Raw genomic sequence first — 17,781 nt, forward strand, 5'->3', positions numbered from 1 at the left:
TTTGCGACCCTTCGCGGGCACGCCCGCTCCTACAGGTAATCGCGAATGTCTTGATTTCAGCGCCAAACCTGTGGGAGCGGACCTGCCCGCGAAGGGCTGCAAAGCAGCCCCAATAACACTTAACTGACAGCCATTACCCGATGGGCGGCGTTTTTCAGGGGCAACGCAATACTTACTTCTGCTTCACGCCTTCGACACTGATATCCAGGTCCAGGGTTTGCGAAGCCGGGCCTGGGCCCTTGATGCCGAAGTCGTTCAGGTTCAGCGTGGTGGTCGCGTTGAAGCCTGCACGCTCCCCGCCCCATGGGTCTTTGCCTTCACCGTTGAAGGTTGCCTTGAAGGTGACCGGCTTGGTCACGCCGTGCATGGTCAGGTCGCCAGTCACGTCAGCGGTCTTGTCGCCAGTCGACTTCACGCTGGTGGAGACGAACTTGGCGTCCGGGTATTTTTTCACGTCCAGGAAGTCAGCGCTGGCAATGTGCTTGTCACGTTCGGCGTGGTTCGACCACAGGCTGGCGGTTTTCAGGTCGACGCTGATCTTGCTGGCTTCAGGCTTGGCGCTGTCCCAAGTGAAGTTGCCGTCGAAGTCCTTGAACGTACCGTGGATGAAGCTGTAGCCCAGGTGGCTGATTTTCCAGTCAACGAACGCGTGCTGGCCTTCCTTGTCGATCTTGTACTCGGCAGCCATTGCCTGGCCAGCAGAGAGCAGAGCGGTACCCAGCGCCAGAGCGGCAAAAGTCTTTTTCAACATCCTGTTCCTTCCTATGCAATTGAGGTTGAGGGTCAAGCTTTGCGGCCCAGCATGCGGGTCAGGGTCGCGTCACGGTCGATGAAATGGTGCTTGAGTGCAGCCAGGCCATGCAGCACGGCAAAAATCACCAAGCCCCAGGCCAGCCACAGGTGGATTACCCCTGCCACGTCTGCCTGGTCCGGCAGGTCACTGATCAACGCCGGCACTTCGAACAGGCCGAATACCGGAATGCCAACGCCGTCGGCAGTGGAAATCAGGTAGCCGGCGCCCATCACGGCAAACAACCCGAGATACAGCGCCAGATGGCCCAGTTTGGCCGCCAGGCGGGTGAAGCTGCCATGGTTGGCCGGTGCCGGCGGTGGCGGGCTGATGAAACGCCAGAGTACACGCAGCAGCATTACCGCCAGCAGCACCAGGCCGATGCTCTTGTGCAGGTCCGGGCCGGCTTTGCGCCACGGGCTGTAGTAGTCGAGGCCGACCATCCACAGGCCCAGGCCGAACAGGCCGAAGACTGCCAGTGCCACGCCCCAGTGCAGGACGATGCTGACCACGCCGTAGCGGGAAGGTGAATTGCGCAGTTGCATGTTGACGTGTTTCCCCGTGAAAGCTGTGCACAGACTAACGCGTAACGTATCGAATAAAAGCGGAAAAAATTGCTTCGGATTATCGATAAATCCGATAGAAATTCTGAACGCTTCCCATTAAGGAAACATTAACGCCAACGGCTGTGAATGGGGTAGCCAGGGCCGGCCTCTACCAGGGCGCCCGCTCCCGCCAAGGACCACAGTGTCCGTTGCAGGAGCAGGGTTACCCACCTAGAGGCTGGCACTGCGACCTGTCAACCCGCCTTGGCCTGCGGGTTGGCGACAGGTTTCTTTGCCGGCTCCGACTTGGCGTTGGCCTTTTTGCTCTCGGCAGGCTTGTGTGCTGGCTTGTGTGCTGGCTTGTGCGCTGGCGCATGCTTGGCAGGGGCGGCCTTGGCCGCAGCAGGCTTGGCTGGCGCCGCCTTCACCGCCGGTGCTGGTGCTGGTGCAGGTGCAGGTGCTGCCTGGGGCGCTGGCGCAGGGGCAACGACCGGCGCCGCTTCGTCAGCCTTGGCTACCGGCTGGGCCTTGGCCTCTGGCGCGTCAGCGCCACCGAACAGGCGCTTGAAGAAGCCTGGCTTGTCTTGCTTGGCCTCATCGCCTGCCTTGGGCTCAGCCTTGGCAGGTGCCTGCTCAGCCTTGCCCGCCTTGTCGGACGAACCCCCGATCAGGTTGGAGAAGAACCCGCCCTTGCTCGCGGCAGCTGCCCCGGCACCGGCGGCGGCGGCCGCGACCGGCGCGGCCTTGGCCGGGTCGAACGACTTGCCGGCCAGCAGGTCCTGTGCCTGGCTGGCGGCGCGCTGGCCGCTGCGCAGGGCGCCTTCCAGGGTGCCCGGGTACAAGGCATCGGTGTGCTCACCGGCAAAGGTGATGCGCTGCACCGGGCGCTCCCACAGGCGCCAGAACTTGCTGATCTGACCCGGCCCGTAGGCCAGGTAGGCACCGCCGGTACCGGCATCGACGCTATACCGCTTCACCTCGTAACCGGTGAACGCACCGCGCGCCTGCGGGTAGAAGGCATGCAGACGGATCAACACCTGGTCGACCATCTGCTTGTCGCCGAAAGCCTGCAGCAGGCGGGCGTTGTCGCCGGACAGGTTGATCACCACGTTCGCCCCGCCCTTCAGCGCCGGCTCGATCCACAGCATGCCGAGACCGGCGTTGCTGAACACCTCGCCCGACATGCGCGCGCGGCTTTCCCAGACCGGCTTCTTGAACTTGAGCATCAGCTGGTCGCGCCAGCCATAGTTGGTGCCCTTGAGCGCCGCCAGGTGCTGGCTGTCCAGCCCCGGGGTGATCTGGATCTTGGCCAGGGCGCGCAATGGCACGGCCATGACCAGGTAATCGGCCTGGTAACCGACACTGCCGACCTTGACGGTGACGCTGTCCTTATCCTGAACGATGGCGGTGACCGGCGAGCTGGTCTTGATGGTCTTCAACTGCTTGACGAAGGCCTGGGCCAGCACCGGGCTGCCGCCAGGCAGGCGCGCAGCCCGCAGGTCACGGTCACTGACGTTGCGGTAAACACGGTTCTGCTGGGCGAAGTACAGCAGCGACAGGCGCGACGGTTCGTCGTAACGGGTGCGGATTTGCTGGTTGATCAGTTGCCGGGCGGTGGCCGGCAGTTGCAGCTTGTCCAGCCAGCTGGCGACGTTGATCTGGTCAAGGGCAAACAGCGTGCTGGTGGCCTGCGGATTGAGCGGGTCGTCGATCGAGCGGGCCAGGTCATCGAGGGTTTTCTCGTAACGCTTGAGTGCCTCGGCGGTGGCCGGCTGCTTGGTGGCCAGGTCGGTTGCGCTGAAGTACTCACCGTCGATCAGGTAACCCGGGGTGCGCACGAACTCTGGCGCCGGCAGGGTCGTGAGCTTGAAGCGCTCGAGGTACTCATTGAGCACAGGTTGCGCCTTGGCGTTGCCGATCCACTCGCTGGTGGCCAGGCCAGAGCGCCCGCCCATGCTGGCCTTGGCCTCCAGCAGGGTCACCTGCCAGCCTTTGTTCTGCAGCTCATAGGCTGCCGTAAGGCCCGCCAGGCCACCGCCGACGACGATCGCCGTGGGTGTCTTGTCCTTCGCCAGCGCAGCGCCGCTGGACACACCAATCAATACCAACGCGCACAGGCGCACCCAAGCAGCAGCCATGTCGGCGAACTCCGAGTCAGAGGTTACAGGAACGAGGAGGGGCAGAAATGCCCCGAGCGAGATGCGTTAAGAATACGTCAGCCGTGCCGGCCCTGCCAGCGCAGTGATATCAAGTGCCCTTGCCAACTGACAATTTTACCTGCTGCCGCCCGGCGGTTGTCCTACCCTGCGGCATTGCTTAGGCTTACGCGGTCGAACCACGCCGCAAAGCCAGGAGAAGTGCCGATGGGCCTCAATGATCAGTGGATGCAACGTGACCTCAAGGTCCTGTGGCACCCCTGCACCCAGATGAAAGACCATGAGCAACTGCCGCTGATCCCGATCAGGCGCGGTGAAGGCGTATGGCTCGAAGACTTCGAAGGCAAGCGTTACCTGGACGCGGTGAGCAGCTGGTGGGTCAATGTGTTCGGCCACGCCAACCCGCGCATCAACCAGCGCATCAAGGACCAGGTCGACCAGCTGGAACACGTGATCCTGGCCGGCTTCAGCCATCAGCCGGTGATCGAGCTGTCCGAGCGCCTGGTGGCCATGACCCCGGCCGGGCTTGACCGGGTGTTCTACGCCGACAACGGCTCATCGTGCATCGAAGTCGCGTTGAAGATGAGCTTCCACTACTGGCAGAACGTCGGCAAGCCAGGCAAGAAACGCTTCGTCACCCTGACCAACAGCTACCACGGCGAAACCATCGCCGCGATGTCGGTCGGCGATGTGCCGCTGTTCACCGAGACGTACCAGGCGCTGCTGCTCGATACCCTCAAGGTGCCGAGCCCGGACTGCTACCTGCGCCCCGAGGGCATGGGCTGGGAAGAGCATTCGCGCAACATGTTTGCCAGCATGGAACAGACCCTGGCCGAGCACCACGAGACCATTTCGGCGGTGATCGTGGAGCCGCTGATCCAGGGCGCCGGCGGCATGCGCATGTACCACCCGGTGTACCTCAAGCTGTTGCGCGAGGCCTGCGACCGCTACGACGTGCACCTGATTCACGATGAAATCGCGGTGGGCTTTGGCCGTACCGGCACGATGTTCGCCTGCGAGCAGGCCGGCATCCGCCCAGACTTCCTGTGCCTGTCCAAAGCCCTTACCGGGGGCTACCTGCCACTGGCGGCCTGCCTGACCACCGACAAGGTGTACCAGGCCTTCTATGACGATTACCCGACCCTGCGGGCGTTCCTGCACTCGCACAGCTACACCGGCAACCCGCTGGCGTGCGCAGCGGCGCTGGCGACCCTGGACATCTTTGCCGAGGACAACGTGATCGAGGCCAACAAGGCCCTGGCCGCACGCATGGCCAGCGCCACCGCCCACCTGGCCGACCACGCCCACGTGGCCGAAATCCGCCAGACCGGCATGGCGCTGGCCATCGAGATGGTTCAGGACAAAGCGGGCAAGGTCGCTTACCCCTGGCAACAGCGGCGGGGCCTGAAGGTTTTCGAACACGCCTTGAGCCGCGGCGCGCTGTTGCGCCCGTTGGGCAGCGTGGTGTACTTCCTGCCGCCGTACGTGATCACCCCCGAGCAGATCGACTTCCTTGCCGAGGTCGCCAGCGAAGGCATCGACCTTGCCACCCGCGAGCGCATCAGCGTGGCGGTGCCGGCCAACTTCCACCCCGACTTCCGCGACCCGGGCTGATCGTGCAGCCCTTTCGCGACACAAGGCCGCTCCTACCCAGGGCGCGTTTCCCTTTGCCAACGAGCACTACATGAGACTGTCCCGCTTTTTCATCGATGCCCCCCTGAGCCTTGGCGAGCATGACCTGCCCGAGGCCCAAGCCCACTATATTGGCCGCGTCTTGCGCATGGCCCCCGGCGACGCCGTGCAGCTGTTTGATGGCAGCGGCCAGGAATACCGTGGCCATTTGCTTGAAGTGGGCAAGAAAACCGTACGCGTCAGCCTCGACCAGGCGTTTGCCGGCCAGGCCGATTCGCCCTTGCACATCCACCTTGGCCAAGGCCTGTCCCGCGGCGAGCGGATGGACTGGGCGATCCAGAAAGCCACCGAACTGGGCGCCAACGCCATCACGCCTATCATCAGCGAGCGCTGCGAAGTGCGCCTCAAAGACGAGCGCGCCGACAAGCGCCTGGCGCACTGGCGCCAGGTGGCAATCAGCGCCTGCGAACAATGCGGCCGCTCCACCTTGCCGGCCATCAACCCACCCATCACCCTGGCCGAATGGCTGAGCAGCACCCAGGCTGAGCTGAAGCTGGTGCTGCACCCGGTGGCCGAGCCGCTCACAAGCCATGCCAGGCCCGCCACCCTGGCCTTCTTGATCGGCCCTGAAGGCGGCCTTGGCGACGCTGAAGTCGAACAGGCGCAAAGCGCAGGCTTCCAGGCCGCACGCCTCGGCCCGCGCGTGCTGCGCACCGAAACCGCACCGGTAGTGGCGCTGTCGGTAGCGCAGCAGTTGTGGGGCGACTTTTAACTAACGCACGTAGAACGACACCGCCACAAAGTGCAAAAGGCTGCCGGCGATCACGAACAGGTGCCAGATACCGTGCGCGTGGCGCAGGCGGCTGTCGAGGGCGAAGAAGATGATGCCCACGGTATAGAACACTCCGCCGGCGGCGAGCCAGGCAAAGCCGGCGGTGCCCAGTGCTTGCAGCAGGGGGTTGACCGCCACCAGTACGATCCAGCCCATCACCGCGTAGATGATGATCGACAGGATCCGCGCTTCGGAGCGGGGCTTGATTTCCTGCAACATGCCAATCACTGCCAGCCCCCAGACCACGCCGAACAGGCTCCAGCCCCACGGGCCATGCAGGCTGACCAGGCAAAACGGTGTATAGCTGCCGGCAATCAGCAGGTAGATCGACAAGTGATCGAGCTTGCGCATGATCACCTTCGCCCGGCCGCGCGTGCTGTGGTAGAGGGTGGAGATGCTGTACAGCAACAGCAAGGTGCTGCCGTAGATGGAGAAACTGACGATCTTCCACGGGTCACCTTGCATACCCGCAACCACGATCAGCCAGATGGCACCGATGGTGGCCAGGATGGCACCGACCAGGTGCGTCCAGGCATTGAAGCGTTCACCGTAATACATGCAAACACAGACCTCTCTAGGAGCGGCTAGGTTCAAGCTGCAAGCTGCAAGCTGCAAGCCGATCGTGGTGAAATGAACACCGCCCTCAAGCTCGCAACTTCAAGTTTGAAACTTCGAGCGCTGCTATTGCAATTGCGCGTCACGCACCAGCCTTTCCAGCGCAACCAGGTCCGGCACCCGCGCCACTTGCTCGCCCACCTGCACTGCGGCCAACTCCAGCCGCCCCAGCGCCACGTCCACATAGTTGAGCTGGCTGTCGAGCTTGCAGGAACGCGGAATGTCTTGCAGCAGCAATGCCAGGTAGCGCAGGCCGGTGTCGCCCAAGGCATTGAGCACCACCACCCGCGCCCGCTCCCCGCACGGTGTTTCGCCACCGCAGGCAGCCTCGAAACCGATCAGCGGCAGGCGCTGCTGGCGCCAGTCGATCCAGCCCAGGTGCCAGGGCGGGTCGCCGCGCTGGCACAACAGGTTGCGTTGGCCGCTCAACTCGGCCACCGCCACGTTCGGTAGCACCAGGGTCCGGTCACCCAAGGGCAGCAACAACCCGGTCAGGCTGCTGCGCTGGCCGGCAATCAGTTCAAGCATGGGTCTGGCTCCACTGGGCGATACTTTGCAACAGCAACGACTCCTGGTACGGCTTGCCCAGGTATTCGTTCACGCCAATCGCCATGGCCCGGTCGCGGTGCTTCTGCCCGGTACGCGAGGTGATCATGATGATCGGCAGGTCTTTGAGCCGCTCATCACGGCGGATACGCGTAGCGACTTCGAAGCCGTCCATGCGCGGCATCTCGATGTCCAGCAGCAGCACATCGGGGCGGTGCTCCTGCAGCAACGCCATGGCATCGACACCGTCCTTGGCCGTGAGCACGCTCATGCCGTGGCGTTCCAGCAGGCGGCTGGTGACCTTGCGCACCGTGACCGAGTCGTCCACCACCATCACCAGCAGGGCGCGGCGCGGTACCGGGCCGGGCAACTGGCGCGGGTTGCCGCCCCCGGGCAGGCGCGCCAACCTGCGCTGCTGGCCACGCAGCTGGCCCAGCAGGTCGAGAATCAGCACGACCCGCCCATCGCCCAGCAACGTCGCCCCGGAAAGCCCGGCAACGGCGGCAAATTGCGGCCCCAGGCTTTTCACCACGATCTCCCGGCTGGGTGACAAGGCATCGGCCTGGATCGCGAACGACTGCTCCTTGGAATGCACCAGCAGCACCGGCAGCGGCACACTTTGCCCCAGCAAGCTCGGGCGCGGCATGCCTTGCAGCAACTCGCCCAGGTAACGCAACTCGTATTCGTGGCCGGCATACACATAGCGTGGCGTGTCCAGTTGGTAGCACGCCGCCAGCTCGGCCGGCGGCACGCGGACGATGCCCTCGATGGTATTGAGCGGGATGGCGTACTGTTCCTCGCCCAGGTGCACCATCAAGGCGCGGTTGATCGACACCGTGAACGGCAGGCGAATCAGGAACCGCGCGCCTTTGCCCTGGGCCGACTCGATGCTCATCGAACCGCCCAGCTGCTTGACCTCCTCGTGCACCACGTCCATGCCCAGGCCACGCCCGGAGATCTGGGTAATCTTCTCGGCGGTGGAAAAGCCGGGGCGCAGGATGAACTGCAGGATCTCGTGGTCGCTCAAGTGCGCCTGCGGGTCCAGCAAGCCGCGTTTGATCGCCTTGCGCCGTACGGCCTCCAGTGGCACGCCGGCACCGTCGTCGGTCATTTCGATGACGATATCCGCGCCTTCGTGCAGCAAGTTCAGGTGGATGGTACCCAGCTCCGGCTTGCCCGCAGCCAGGCGCATTTCGCGGCTTTCCAGGCCATGGTCCACGGCGTTGCGCAGCATGTGCTCCAGCGGCGCCACCATGCGTTCGAGCACGCTGCGGTCCAGTTCGCCCTCGGCGTTGCCGACCACCAGCTCCACTTGCTTGCCCAGCTCGCTGGCCACCTGGCGCACCACCCGTTGCAAACGCGGTACAAGGCGTTCGAAAGGCACCATCAGGGTGGCGGTCAGGCCCTCCTGCAACTGGCTGTTCACCCGCGCCTGTTGCTGCAGCAGGCTGTACGCCTCCTGGGCGCGCTGGGCCAGGGTTTCCTTCAGGTCGAGCAGGTCCGAGGCAGACTCGAACAGTGCCCGCGACAGCTGCTGCAATTGCGAATGGCGGTCCAGCTCCAGGGGGTCGAAATCGTCGTAGGCATCGCCCTCGAACGGCTGGCGGCTGGAGATCCGCCCCTGGGTCTCGCTATCCAGGCGCAACAACTGGTCGCGCATGCGCTCAAGGGTGGTTTCCATTTCGTTGAGGGCAAACTGCGCATCGTTGACCTGCTGCTCGATGCGCCCACGGATGATCGAGTGCTCACCTGCCAGGTTGCCCAGGTCGTCGAGCAGTTCGGCATCGACCTTGACCATGTCGCCGGCGGCGCGCTCAGGTGCCGCTGCCGGCACTTCGGCAGCGCTGGCATCTTGCGGCCCCTGGCCTGCGGCACTGTCGGTCAGTGCCGCGCTGCTGAAATTGCGTATGTAGTCGATCAGCGCCGTGGCCGCGTGCAGCGGCTGCCCCAGGCGCACGGCGTCGAGCATTTGGGCCAGGCGATCGTGGCAGTTCTGCAGCAAGGCGAACAACGGTGCACTGGGTGGCAGGCGGCCAGCGGCCAGCAGTTCGTAGAGAAACTCAAGCTCATGGGCAAAGTCGCCGATTGGGGTGATTTCGACCATGCGCGCCACGCCCTTGAGGGTGTGCAGGTCGCGCATCAGGTTGTCCACCTCGACGCTGTTGCGCGGGTCGGCTTGCCAGCGGGCCAGGGCTGCAGCGGCGCTTTCGACGATGTCCGAGCTTTCTTCGAGGAATACCTCCAACAACTCCTCGCCAGGGCTTTCGGCCTCCTCGACCTGGGGCTCGGCCACTTCCGGCGGCAGTGACGGGCGTGGCAAGCCCAGGCCCAAGGCGTCGGTCAGGTCCATGTCCGGGTGCAGCGGGGTGACCGCGTCGATACCCACCAGGCCGGTGGCATCCGGGGCCAGCGCCTGGTCCAGCAGCGCACGCAGGCGCTCGACCAGTTCCGGGCGCGGCGCTACATCCTGGCCGGCCGCCACTTCATCGAGCATGTCCATCAGGGCTTCATGGGCACCCTGGGCGAGGGCGAAGAAACCTGCATCGGCAGCCAGGCTGCCCTCCTCCACGGCACCATAGAGGTCGAGCAGGGCCTCGCACAGGTCATCCATTGGGCGAAGGTCGGCCAGGTGCGCGGCATGGCCCAGCGTGGTCATTTCATCCAGCAGGGTGTCCAGCGCATCGCGTTGGCCGGGCTGCTGCTGCCAACGCGACAGCAACGATTCGGCGTTGAGCAGGGTATCCATCGCTTGCGCGAGGAAACTGGCCACCCACTGCGGGTCATGCCTGCCGCGCCGCTGCTGCTGAGGGTCGGCGTGCAGGCTGGCCAGCCGCTCGTCCACTGCCTGGCCAACCCGCTCGATCAGGTCCGAGGCCCCGGCAATGGCGGCCAGCGGGGTGCTGTCCAGTTGCGCCAGGCCCAGCTGGAACAACGCCCGGGCAGCCTCAAGCCACTCGACTTCAGCCATCTGCAGCGGTAACTGGTGGCCCTTGTATTCGCGTACCAGGCGGTCGAAGGCCGTGGCCAGTTCGGCAAGCGGCATCACCCCGGCCATGGCGGCGCTGCCCTTGAGCGTGTGCAAGGCACGTTGCAGGTCATCGCTGACCGGCGTGTCATGGCCGCCGGCACCCTGCAGGAAGGCGTCGAGACTGGCCAGGTGGCCTTGCGCTTCGCTGCGGAAGATGTCCAGCAACTGCGGGTCGAGGCCATCGAGGTCGGCGACCGCGGGTGGGTCGTTTTCAGCCAGGCCATGCAGATGCCCAGCCAGTCGTTCGATGTCGCTCAGCTGCGGTAACTGGCCTGCGGCAAAGTCGGCCAGCAGGTCTGGCAACTGCACGAAGGCTTGCTGCAGCGCCACCACGCCCTGGGCGCTGAGCGCCCTGCGGCCTTCGATTACACGGTTCAAGAGGTGTTCGGCGCCCCACGCCAGTTCGGCCACGGCTTCGGCATGGACCATACGCCCACTGCCCTTGAGCGTGTGCAAGGCGCGCCGAACATCGCCCAGTGCTGCCATCTGCTGGTTATCGGCACGCCAGCGCAGCCAGTGCCGCTCGATTTCCGGTAACAGCTCACCGGTCTCTTCGAGGAACACCTCGCGCAGCTCATCATCGATGCCATCGCTGCTGTCATCGGCGCCTTCAGTGGCGGTGGGTTGCGTACACTGCACCCCAAGCGCAGCCAGGCTGGCCCGTGCGGTGTCGATAAAGGGCTGGCCATCGGCCAGCGGATCTGCGACACGCCATTGCAGATAACACTCGGCCGCGCTCAGGGCCTGCGCCAGGTGGGCCAGCTCATCGGCCGGCGGCTCCGCTTCCAGGTGTTGCAGCCAACCCTGCACATAGCCGGCACACCCCTCAAACAGCTCGGCCACCGCAGGCAGCATCAACATGGCCAGTGCCCCGCGAACCTGCTGCAACAACCCCGGCAGGGGTTGCAGGCGCTGCCGAGGCCAGCCGGACTCCAGGCAATCGCCAATCAGGTCCTTGGCCTGCTGCAGCACATTCAGCGACTCGTTCAGCACCAACTGGCGAATCTCGGCCAGGTCCGAGCCAGCCAGGCCGCCCTGGCCGTTTTCCTCCAGCGGGCCGACCATGCCGTTGAGGGTAGCCTCCACGTACAGCAGCGCACCTGCCACATCCATCAGCACCGCATCGTCAACGGCACGCGCCCCCTCGGCCAGCGCCTGCAAGGCCAGCACCTGGTCGATGATCACCCGCCGTGGCTGCTGAAAGCCCAGCACGGCGAGGGTATCGGCGACATGCCGCAGGGGCGCCAGCAAAGCGTCAAGCTGTTCACGGTGCTGACGGTCGCCCCGCACGAACTGGTCAAGCCGCTCCTTGATGCGCATCAGGTCGTCGCACAGCGCGGTCACTACCGAACGCAAGGCATCCCTGCCCGGCCCGGCCTGCAGCTGTTCACGCCAATTGCCCAGCGACAGATCGAGGTTGGCCAGGTCATCGGCACCGGCGAAGCGGTGCGCCGTGCCGCTGATCAGGCTGGCCTGGGCCAGCGGCTCGACCCCCCGGCAGGCGCGCAACTGGTTGAGCAACGGCAGCATCACCAATGGCAGGTCATGGCGCGCGCCACGCAAGCGTTCAAGGTACGCCGGCAATTGCTCGAGGCCGCGGAACAATGCGCCCAGGCAATCCCCGCGCGGGCTGACCTGGCCATCGGCCAAGGCCTTGGCGAACAGCTCCAGCTCTTCGGCCAAGCGTGTTGCGCCGCGCAATTCGAGCATACGCAGGCAACCATGCACCTGGTGCAGGTTGTCGACCACGAAGGCCAGCATCGACAGCTCGCCCGGCTCGCCGGCAAAGCGCTCCAGCGCCTGGCGGGCCTGGCCCAGGCAATCGAGGATGGCGGCCTTGGTCCAGGCCAGCGCCACGGTATCGTGGCGCTCGGGGCTTAGTGCTGCTACAGCCATGGGCACTCCTCAGCGCGGCATATCAGTACGGCTCATCGCAAGGCCGGTTCACTTGGGCTCGGCAGGTGGTGGCAAGGTGAAGCCAGACACCGAACGGCGCATCTCGCTGGCCATGCGCGCCAGGTGGCGAATACTGTCGGCGGTCGCACCAGAACCGGCGGAAGTCTGCGCAGTGATCTGCTGGATCACCGCCATGGTGTGGGAAATCTGCCCGGCCGAAGAGGTCTGCAATTGCGCGGCGTCGGAAATGCTGTGGATAAGGTCGGCAAGGTTCTGCGACACCCCTTCGATCTCGGCCAGCGCCACCCCGGCATCCTGGGCCAGGCGGGCACCGCGCACCACCTCGGCGGTGGTTTGCTCCATGGATATGACGGCTTCGTTGGTGTCGGCCTGGATGGTGCGCACCAACGCCTCGATCTGGCGGGTGGCCGACGACGAGCGCTCGGCCAGGCGCTGCACTTCGTCGGCGACCACGGCAAAGCCGCGCCCGGCTTCGCCCGCCAGCGAGGCCTGGATCGCCGCGTTCAGGGCAAGGATATTGGTCTGGTCGGCGATATCGTCGATCAGGCTGACGATATCGCCGATTTCCTGGGACGACTCGCCCAGCCGCTTGATGCGCTTGGCGGTGTCCTGGATCTGCTCGCGAATGTTGTCCATGCCGTTGATGGTGTTGTGCACCACCTCGTTGCCCTTGTTGGCGATGGCCACCGAGCGCTCGGCAACCTTGGCAGATTCATAGGCATGTGCGGAAACCCGGTCGATCGACTCGACCATGTCGCCCACCGCCTCGGACGCCTCGCTGATCTGCTCAGCCTGCTGCTCGGAGGCCTTGGCCAGCTGCCGCGCGGTGTTCTGCGTATCCTGCACGGCGGCGGCAACCTGCACCGCACTGTGGTTGATGGTAGCGACCAGGTCACGCAGCTGGTCGACCGAATAGTTGATCGAGTCGGCAATGGCGCCGGTGAAGTCTTCGGTGACCGAAACCGTCACCGTCAGGTCGCCATCGGCCAGCTCTTCGATTTCATCGAGCAGGCGCATGATTGCCTGTTGGTTGCGTTCGTTCTTTTCTGCCGTCTCGCGCAGCTGCCGGTTGGTGGTACGCACCATCACCAGGCCGATGAGGATGATCGAAGCCAGGGCCAGCAGGCCCAAGGCGTAGCCACCCACGGTATCGAGGGTGCGCCCGCCGGCCAGGTTTTCAAAACCGTTGGCCAGGTGCGAGGCCTCGTCGAGCAGGGTTTGCGACAGGCTGAAGATATTGCCCGCCGCCTCGCGCACCCGGAACAGCTCTGGGGAGGTTTCGAGAATTTCGTCCACCGAACCGGCAACGAACTGGAACAGCTCGGCAATTTCGGCCAACCGGGCACGGGCGTCGGCATCTGCAACTCGGGTTACCTGGATGCCCGCATCGCCGTTGAGCATCCCTTGCAGCACCTGGCCGAAACGCCCGGCATCACGCCCGAACGCATCGGCCGCCTGGGCTGCCGCGTCATCACCGGCCAGCACGGTGTTGACCGAGCCGAGGATCCGCTCGGCCAGCAACAATTGGCGCTGGGCCACCGCCACCTGGTTGGCCGGGGCGCCGCTCTGCAGCAGGATCTCGACGACCTTTTCGTACTCCACCTGCAGTTGCGGCACGGTTTCGGCCAGGGTCGCCGCCACCTGGTGCAGCGACAGCACCGTCTGTTCAGTGGCCAGGATGGTATCGGTGTTCTTGCGCAGGTTTTCCCAGTCACGCCGCACCGCTTCCATTTCATCACGCACGGCGGGCGGCGCCGGCGGCAGGCCGGTGGCCTTGTCACCTTGGCGCAGGTAGCCCCAGCGCCGCTCGAAATCGTTGCGCGCATCCGACAGCAACTTGAACGCCAACGTCTTGCCTGCAGCGGCTTCGGTGGCGTTCTTGGCGATGCGCTGCGACAGCACGCGCAACTCGCCGGCATGGCCGATGTACTGCTTGTCGTAGTTGGACTGGGTGTTCAGGTAAGCGAAATTGGCGAACAGCAGGATGATCGACAGGATCAGGATCAGGAACAGCACGGTGATCTGCGCGATGCTGCGGGTACGCGGGGTCACGGTGGTGGCCGTGACGGGGGCGGCGGGTGTGTTCACGTTCGCAGGTCCTATAGCGCCACATCGAGAAAGCCCGGCGCCTGGGCCAGGGCGAAGGGGCTGAAGATCGCCCAATTGCGTTCACGCGGGAAGTGCCCTTGCACAAAGCGCGCAGCGGCACGAATCAGCGGCTGTGGCGGGGACAGTTGCAGGCTGTCGAGGGTAAAGTGCTGCAAACCGAGCACTTCGTCCACCAGCAGGCCGACGAACAGGTCGTCGTGGTCCACCACCAGCACCCGGCGCTGCTTGCCCGGGGCGGCGTGGCCCAGGCCAAAGAAGCTGCTCAGGTCCATTACCGGCAACAACCGGCCACGCAGGTTGGCCACGCCGCAGACCCATGGCTGCACCCCCGGTACCCGGCTGCTACGCGGCTCGCGCAGCACCTCGGCCACCTCGCCCATGGGCGCGACGAACCATTGCCCGGCGGTGCGAAAGCCAATGCCACTCCACTCTTGCAGGCGGTTGTCTTGCGGCGGCTGGTCAGCGACCAGCAAACGGCAGCGCCGGTCGATGTCCAGCAACAACTCGAAGGCGGTCAGTGACGCGCCCTGCGGGCGGCTGGTCAAGCCCCCAGCACTTCTTTGAGCTTGGCGATCAGCGCCTCTTCGCCCACCGGTTTGGTGAGGAAGTCGCGGGCGCCCTGGCGGGTGGCCCAGATGCGGTCGGTCTCCTGGTCCTTGGTGGTGACCATGATCACCGGGATGGCACTGGTTTCAGGGTCTTTGCTGAGCTGGCGGGTGGCCTGGAAGCCGTTCATGACCGGCATGACGACGTCCATCAGCACGGCGTCCGGCTTTTCTTGCCGGGCCAGGGCCACGCCATTGGCACCGTTTTCGGCCTTGCTCACTTGATGGCCATGCTTTTCAAGAAACTCGGTCAAACGTTGCATCTCTGTCGGCGAGTCGTCGACAATCAGAACTCGGGCCATGCTGTTACCCCATCAGGAAAGTAGAACCGTGCCATGGCGGGGCGCGGTCAGGGTGCTTGTGGTTCAGGTGCCGCAAAACCGGGCACATGGGCACGGATTGCGTCGAGCAGTTCTTCCTTGCTGAACGGCTTGGTCAGAAACTGATCAGAGCCGACTACCCGGCCGCGGGCCTTGTCGAACAGCCCGTCGCGCGACGACAACAGGATCACCGGGGTGTCCTTGAAGGCGCTGTTGTGCTTGATGATGGCGCAGGTCTGGTAGCCGTCCAGGCGCGGCATCAACACGTCGACGAAGATGATGCCGGGGCGGTGATCGACGATCTTGGCCAGGGCATCGAAGCCATCGCTGGCGGTGATCACCTCGCAGCCGGCTTCACCGAGCAACATCTGCGCAGTGCGGCGGATCGTGCGCGAGTCGTCGATCACCATCACCTTCAGGGGTTGTTCCATAGACGCCTACCCGTAGGAATTGAGCTGCAAGTTGCAAGCGGCAAGGTACAACAAAAGCCCAGCCGGCACGCGGCTGCTTTGCTCTTGAGGCTTGGAGCCAAGGGCTTGCAGCTGCATTTTTAACACACTCCGGGTGGCCGTTCCATCTGCGCCGCCCCTTGACCAGCGGCGTTCACAGCGCCACCCTGAGCCACTTTTCTTCCGACCCATCGCGGCAACGCGCCGCCAAGAGGAACCACCCCATGAGCGTTCGCCTCGGCATTGTCATGGACCCGATCGCGTCCATCTCCTACAAAAAGGACAGCTCGCTGGCCATGCTGCTGGCCGCCCAGGCACGCGGCTGGAGCCTGTTCTACATGGAGCAGCGCGACCTGTACCAGGGCGAAGGCAAAGCCCGTGCACGCATGCGCCCGCTGAACGTTTTCGCCGACCCGGCCCGCTGGTTCGAGCTGGGCGAAGAACAGGACAGCACCCTGGCCGAGCTGGACGTGATCCTGATGCGCAAGGACCCGCCGTTCGACATGGAGTTCGTCTACAGCACCTACCTGCTGGAGCAAGCCGAGAACGATGGCGTGCTGGTGGTCAACCGCCCGCAAAGCCTGCGTGACTGCAACGAAAAACTGTTCGCCACGCTGTTCCCGCAGTGCACGCCACCGACGCTGGTCAGCCGCCGCCCGGACATCATCCGCGAGTTTGCCGCCAAGCATGGTGACGTGATCCTCAAACCGCTGGATGGCATGGGCGGCACGTCGATCTTCCGCCATCGGGTGGGCGACCCGAACCTGTCGGTGATCCTCGAAACCCTGACCGCGCTGGGTGCCCAGCAGATCATGGCACAGGCCTACCTGCCGGCGATCAAGGACGGCGACAAGCGCATCCTGATGATCGACGGCGAGCCGGTCGACTACTGCCTGGCGCGCATTCCGGCCAGCGGCGAAACCCGTGGCAACCTGGCTGCCGGTGGCCGCGGCGAGGCGCGCCCGCTGAGCGACCGGGACCGCTGGATTGCCGCCCAGGTGGGGCCAACCCTGCGCGAGAAAGGCCTGTTGTTCGTGGGCCTCGACGTGATCGGCGATTACCTCACCGAGATCAACGTCACCAGCCCGACCTGCATTCGCGAAATCGACAACGCCTACAACACCGATATCGGCGGCAAGCTGATGGATGCCATTGATCGCCAGTTGCAGGCGCGCTGACCGCCGACGCACGGCATTTACCCGGAGTGGGGTATGATGCGGGTCCCATTTGCCTGGCCTGCTGCCCCGCCCTGCGGTTGCTGGATACCCGATGACGCTGCCCGCTGATATCCCTTCCGACCTGCTGCCCCCACGCGTTCGCCCAGTGGACCGGCTCGGTTTCACGCTGTTCCTGGCTGCGCTGGTGCACCTGGCGCTGATCCTCGGCGTCGGTTTCACCGTGGTCAAGCCTGCCGAAATCCGCCATACCATGGACATTACCCTGGCCACCTTCAAAAGCGAAAAACCGCCGGAGAAAGCTGATTTTCAGGCCCAGGACAACCAGCAAGGCAGCGGCACCCTGGACAAGAAGGCGGTGCCCAAGACCACCGAAGTGGCGCCGTTCCAGGACAGCAAGATCAACAAGATCACCCCCCCGCCGGCAGCCAAGCCGGAAGTAGTGCCGCCACCAACCCCGCAGAAGTCGGCGGTGGTGACCACCGCGCCCAAGGCGCACAAGGTCGAGCCCAAGCCCAAGCCCAGCAAGGCGCAACCCAAGCCAGCCGCGCCCGCCCCGGACTTCGACAGCTCGCAGCTGTCCAGCCAGATCGCCAGCCTGGAGGCAGAGCTGTCCAACGAACAGCAACTGTACGCCAAGCGCCCGCGCATCCACCGCCTGAACGCTGCCTCGACCATGCGCGACAAGGGCGCCTGGTACAAGGAAGAGTGGCGCAAGAAAGTCGAGCGGGTGGGCAACCTCAACTACCCCGACGAGGCGCGCCGGCAGCAGATCTACGGCAACCTGCGCATGATGGTCTCGATCAACCGCGACGGCTCGCTGTACGAAGTGCTGGTACTGGAGTCGTCCGGCCAGCCGGTGCTGGACCAGGCAGCGCAGCGTATCGTGCGGCTGGCAGCGCCGTTCGCACCGTTTACCGGGGACCTGGCCGAATTCGACCGCCTGGAGATCATCCGCACCTGGCGCTTTGCCCGTGGGGACCGTTTGTCCAGTAACTGAGTTATGCCTTGGGTTTAGGGCTTGCGATATGCGGTGGCGCGGATATCGAGCGCCGCCCGCGC

Annotated in this window: 14 protein-coding genes; 4 read left to right on the forward strand and 10 right to left on the reverse strand. The window is 64.7% G+C overall.

Annotated features, from left to right (window positions below):
* Positions 1–172 precede the first annotated feature (172 nt).
* The 3 genes from B3361_RS13555 to B3361_RS13565 all read right to left on the reverse strand — a co-directional run bounded on the left by B3361_RS13555 (position 173) and on the right by B3361_RS13565 (position 3,473).
* Positions 173–751, reverse strand: a complete 579-nt coding sequence (locus B3361_RS13555) for a YceI family protein (protein ID WP_009682831.1) — start codon at positions 749–751, stop codon at positions 173–175.
* A gap of 32 nt (positions 752–783) precedes the next feature.
* Complete coding sequence (locus tag B3361_RS13560) at positions 784–1,335, reverse strand: cytochrome b (protein ID WP_009682830.1); 552 nt, start codon at positions 1,333–1,335, stop codon at positions 784–786.
* Between the two features lie 254 nt (positions 1,336–1,589).
* Positions 1,590–3,473 carry a flavin monoamine oxidase family protein gene (locus B3361_RS13565; RefSeq protein ID WP_154211055.1) on the reverse strand — a complete coding sequence of 628 codons (1,884 nt, stop codon included), beginning with the start codon at positions 3,471–3,473 and terminating at the stop codon, positions 1,590–1,592.
* Positions 3,474–3,698: 225 nt separating this feature from the next.
* On the opposite strand from B3361_RS13565, the gene B3361_RS13570 reads away from it, so the two are divergent.
* Positions 3,699–5,105 carry an adenosylmethionine--8-amino-7-oxononanoate transaminase gene (locus B3361_RS13570; protein WP_029887358.1) on the forward strand — a complete coding sequence of 469 codons (1,407 nt, stop codon included), beginning with the start codon at positions 3,699–3,701 and terminating at the stop codon, positions 5,103–5,105.
* A gap of 70 nt (positions 5,106–5,175) precedes the next feature.
* Positions 5,176–5,895, forward strand: coding sequence for a 16S rRNA (uracil(1498)-N(3))-methyltransferase (locus B3361_RS13575; RefSeq protein ID WP_054904972.1), 720 nt, complete (start codon positions 5,176–5,178; stop codon positions 5,893–5,895).
* On the opposite strand, the gene trhA is transcribed toward B3361_RS13575, so the two are convergent.
* The 7 genes from trhA to B3361_RS13610 form a co-directional block, all read right to left on the reverse strand.
* The gene (trhA, locus tag B3361_RS13580) at positions 5,896–6,513 is read right to left on the reverse strand and encodes a PAQR family membrane homeostasis protein TrhA (RefSeq protein ID WP_054904973.1); all 618 of its coding nucleotides are present in this window, start codon (positions 6,511–6,513) and stop codon (positions 5,896–5,898) included.
* Between the two features lie 123 nt (positions 6,514–6,636).
* On the reverse strand, positions 6,637–7,098 hold the full coding sequence (locus B3361_RS13585; RefSeq protein WP_054904974.1) for a chemotaxis protein CheW: 462 nt from the start codon (positions 7,096–7,098) through the stop codon (positions 6,637–6,639).
* Positions 7,091–12,040 carry an Hpt domain-containing protein gene (locus tag B3361_RS13590; RefSeq protein WP_054904975.1) on the reverse strand — a complete coding sequence of 1,650 codons (4,950 nt, stop codon included), beginning with the start codon at positions 12,038–12,040 and terminating at the stop codon, positions 7,091–7,093. Before B3361_RS13590 ends, B3361_RS13585 begins: the two co-directional genes overlap by 8 nt.
* Before the next feature lie 48 nt (positions 12,041–12,088).
* Positions 12,089–14,113: a methyl-accepting chemotaxis protein gene (locus B3361_RS13595; protein ID WP_232892258.1), complete on the reverse strand. Its 2,025-nt coding sequence runs from the start codon at positions 14,111–14,113 to the stop codon at positions 12,089–12,091.
* 47 nt (positions 14,114–14,160) lie between these two features.
* Positions 14,161–14,715 (reverse strand): chemotaxis protein CheW, encoded by a 555-nt coding sequence (locus B3361_RS13600; RefSeq protein ID WP_029887363.1) that lies wholly within the window; start codon positions 14,713–14,715, stop codon positions 14,161–14,163.
* Positions 14,712–15,077 carry a twitching motility response regulator PilH gene (gene pilH, locus B3361_RS13605; RefSeq protein ID WP_054904977.1) on the reverse strand — a complete coding sequence of 122 codons (366 nt, stop codon included), beginning with the start codon at positions 15,075–15,077 and terminating at the stop codon, positions 14,712–14,714. The genes B3361_RS13600 and pilH overlap by 4 nt, the downstream gene beginning before the upstream one ends.
* 47 nt (positions 15,078–15,124) lie before the next feature.
* On the reverse strand, positions 15,125–15,526 hold the full coding sequence (locus tag B3361_RS13610) for a response regulator (protein ID WP_009682818.1): 402 nt from the start codon (positions 15,524–15,526) through the stop codon (positions 15,125–15,127).
* Positions 15,527–15,768: 242 nt separating this feature from the next.
* Here B3361_RS13610 and gshB point away from each other — a divergent pair, with 242 nt between their 5' ends.
* Positions 15,769–16,722: a glutathione synthase gene (gene gshB / locus B3361_RS13615; protein ID WP_054904978.1), complete on the forward strand. Its 954-nt coding sequence runs from the start codon at positions 15,769–15,771 to the stop codon at positions 16,720–16,722.
* A gap of 91 nt (positions 16,723–16,813) precedes the next feature.
* The gene (locus B3361_RS13620; protein ID WP_054904979.1) at positions 16,814–17,719 is read left to right on the forward strand and encodes an energy transducer TonB; all 906 of its coding nucleotides are present in this window, start codon (positions 16,814–16,816) and stop codon (positions 17,717–17,719) included.
* The last annotated feature ends 62 nt before the right edge of the window (positions 17,720–17,781 follow it).

This window comes from Pseudomonas sp. UBA6699 (genome assembly GCF_002454615.1).
Taxonomy (GTDB): Bacteria; Pseudomonadota; Gammaproteobacteria; order Pseudomonadales; family Pseudomonadaceae; genus Aquipseudomonas; species Aquipseudomonas juntendi.

Coding starts and splice junctions, on each gene's coding strand:
- B3361_RS13575 (WP_054904972.1), top strand. CDS start 5,176: ATGAGACTGTCCCGCTTTTTCATCGATGCCCCCCTGAGCCTTGGCGAG.
- B3361_RS13585 (WP_054904974.1), bottom strand. CDS start 7,098: ATGCTTGAACTGATTGCCGGCCAGCGCAGCAGCCTGACCGGGTTGTTG.
- B3361_RS13560 (WP_009682830.1), bottom strand. CDS start 1,335: ATGCAACTGCGCAATTCACCTTCCCGCTACGGCGTGGTCAGCATCGTC.
- B3361_RS13555 (WP_009682831.1), bottom strand. CDS start 751: ATGTTGAAAAAGACTTTTGCCGCTCTGGCGCTGGGTACCGCTCTGCTC.
- B3361_RS13565 (WP_154211055.1), bottom strand. CDS start 3,473: ATGGCTGCTGCTTGGGTGCGCCTGTGCGCGTTGGTATTGATTGGTGTG.
- B3361_RS13610 (WP_009682818.1), bottom strand. CDS start 15,526: ATGGAACAACCCCTGAAGGTGATGGTGATCGACGACTCGCGCACGATC.
- B3361_RS13590 (WP_054904975.1), bottom strand. CDS start 12,040: ATGGCTGTAGCAGCACTAAGCCCCGAGCGCCACGATACCGTGGCGCTG.
- trhA (WP_054904973.1), bottom strand. CDS start 6,513: ATGTATTACGGTGAACGCTTCAATGCCTGGACGCACCTGGTCGGTGCC.
- gshB (WP_054904978.1), top strand. CDS start 15,769: ATGAGCGTTCGCCTCGGCATTGTCATGGACCCGATCGCGTCCATCTCC.
- B3361_RS13570 (WP_029887358.1), top strand. CDS start 3,699: ATGGGCCTCAATGATCAGTGGATGCAACGTGACCTCAAGGTCCTGTGG.
- B3361_RS13620 (WP_054904979.1), top strand. CDS start 16,814: ATGACGCTGCCCGCTGATATCCCTTCCGACCTGCTGCCCCCACGCGTT.
- pilH (WP_054904977.1), bottom strand. CDS start 15,077: ATGGCCCGAGTTCTGATTGTCGACGACTCGCCGACAGAGATGCAACGT.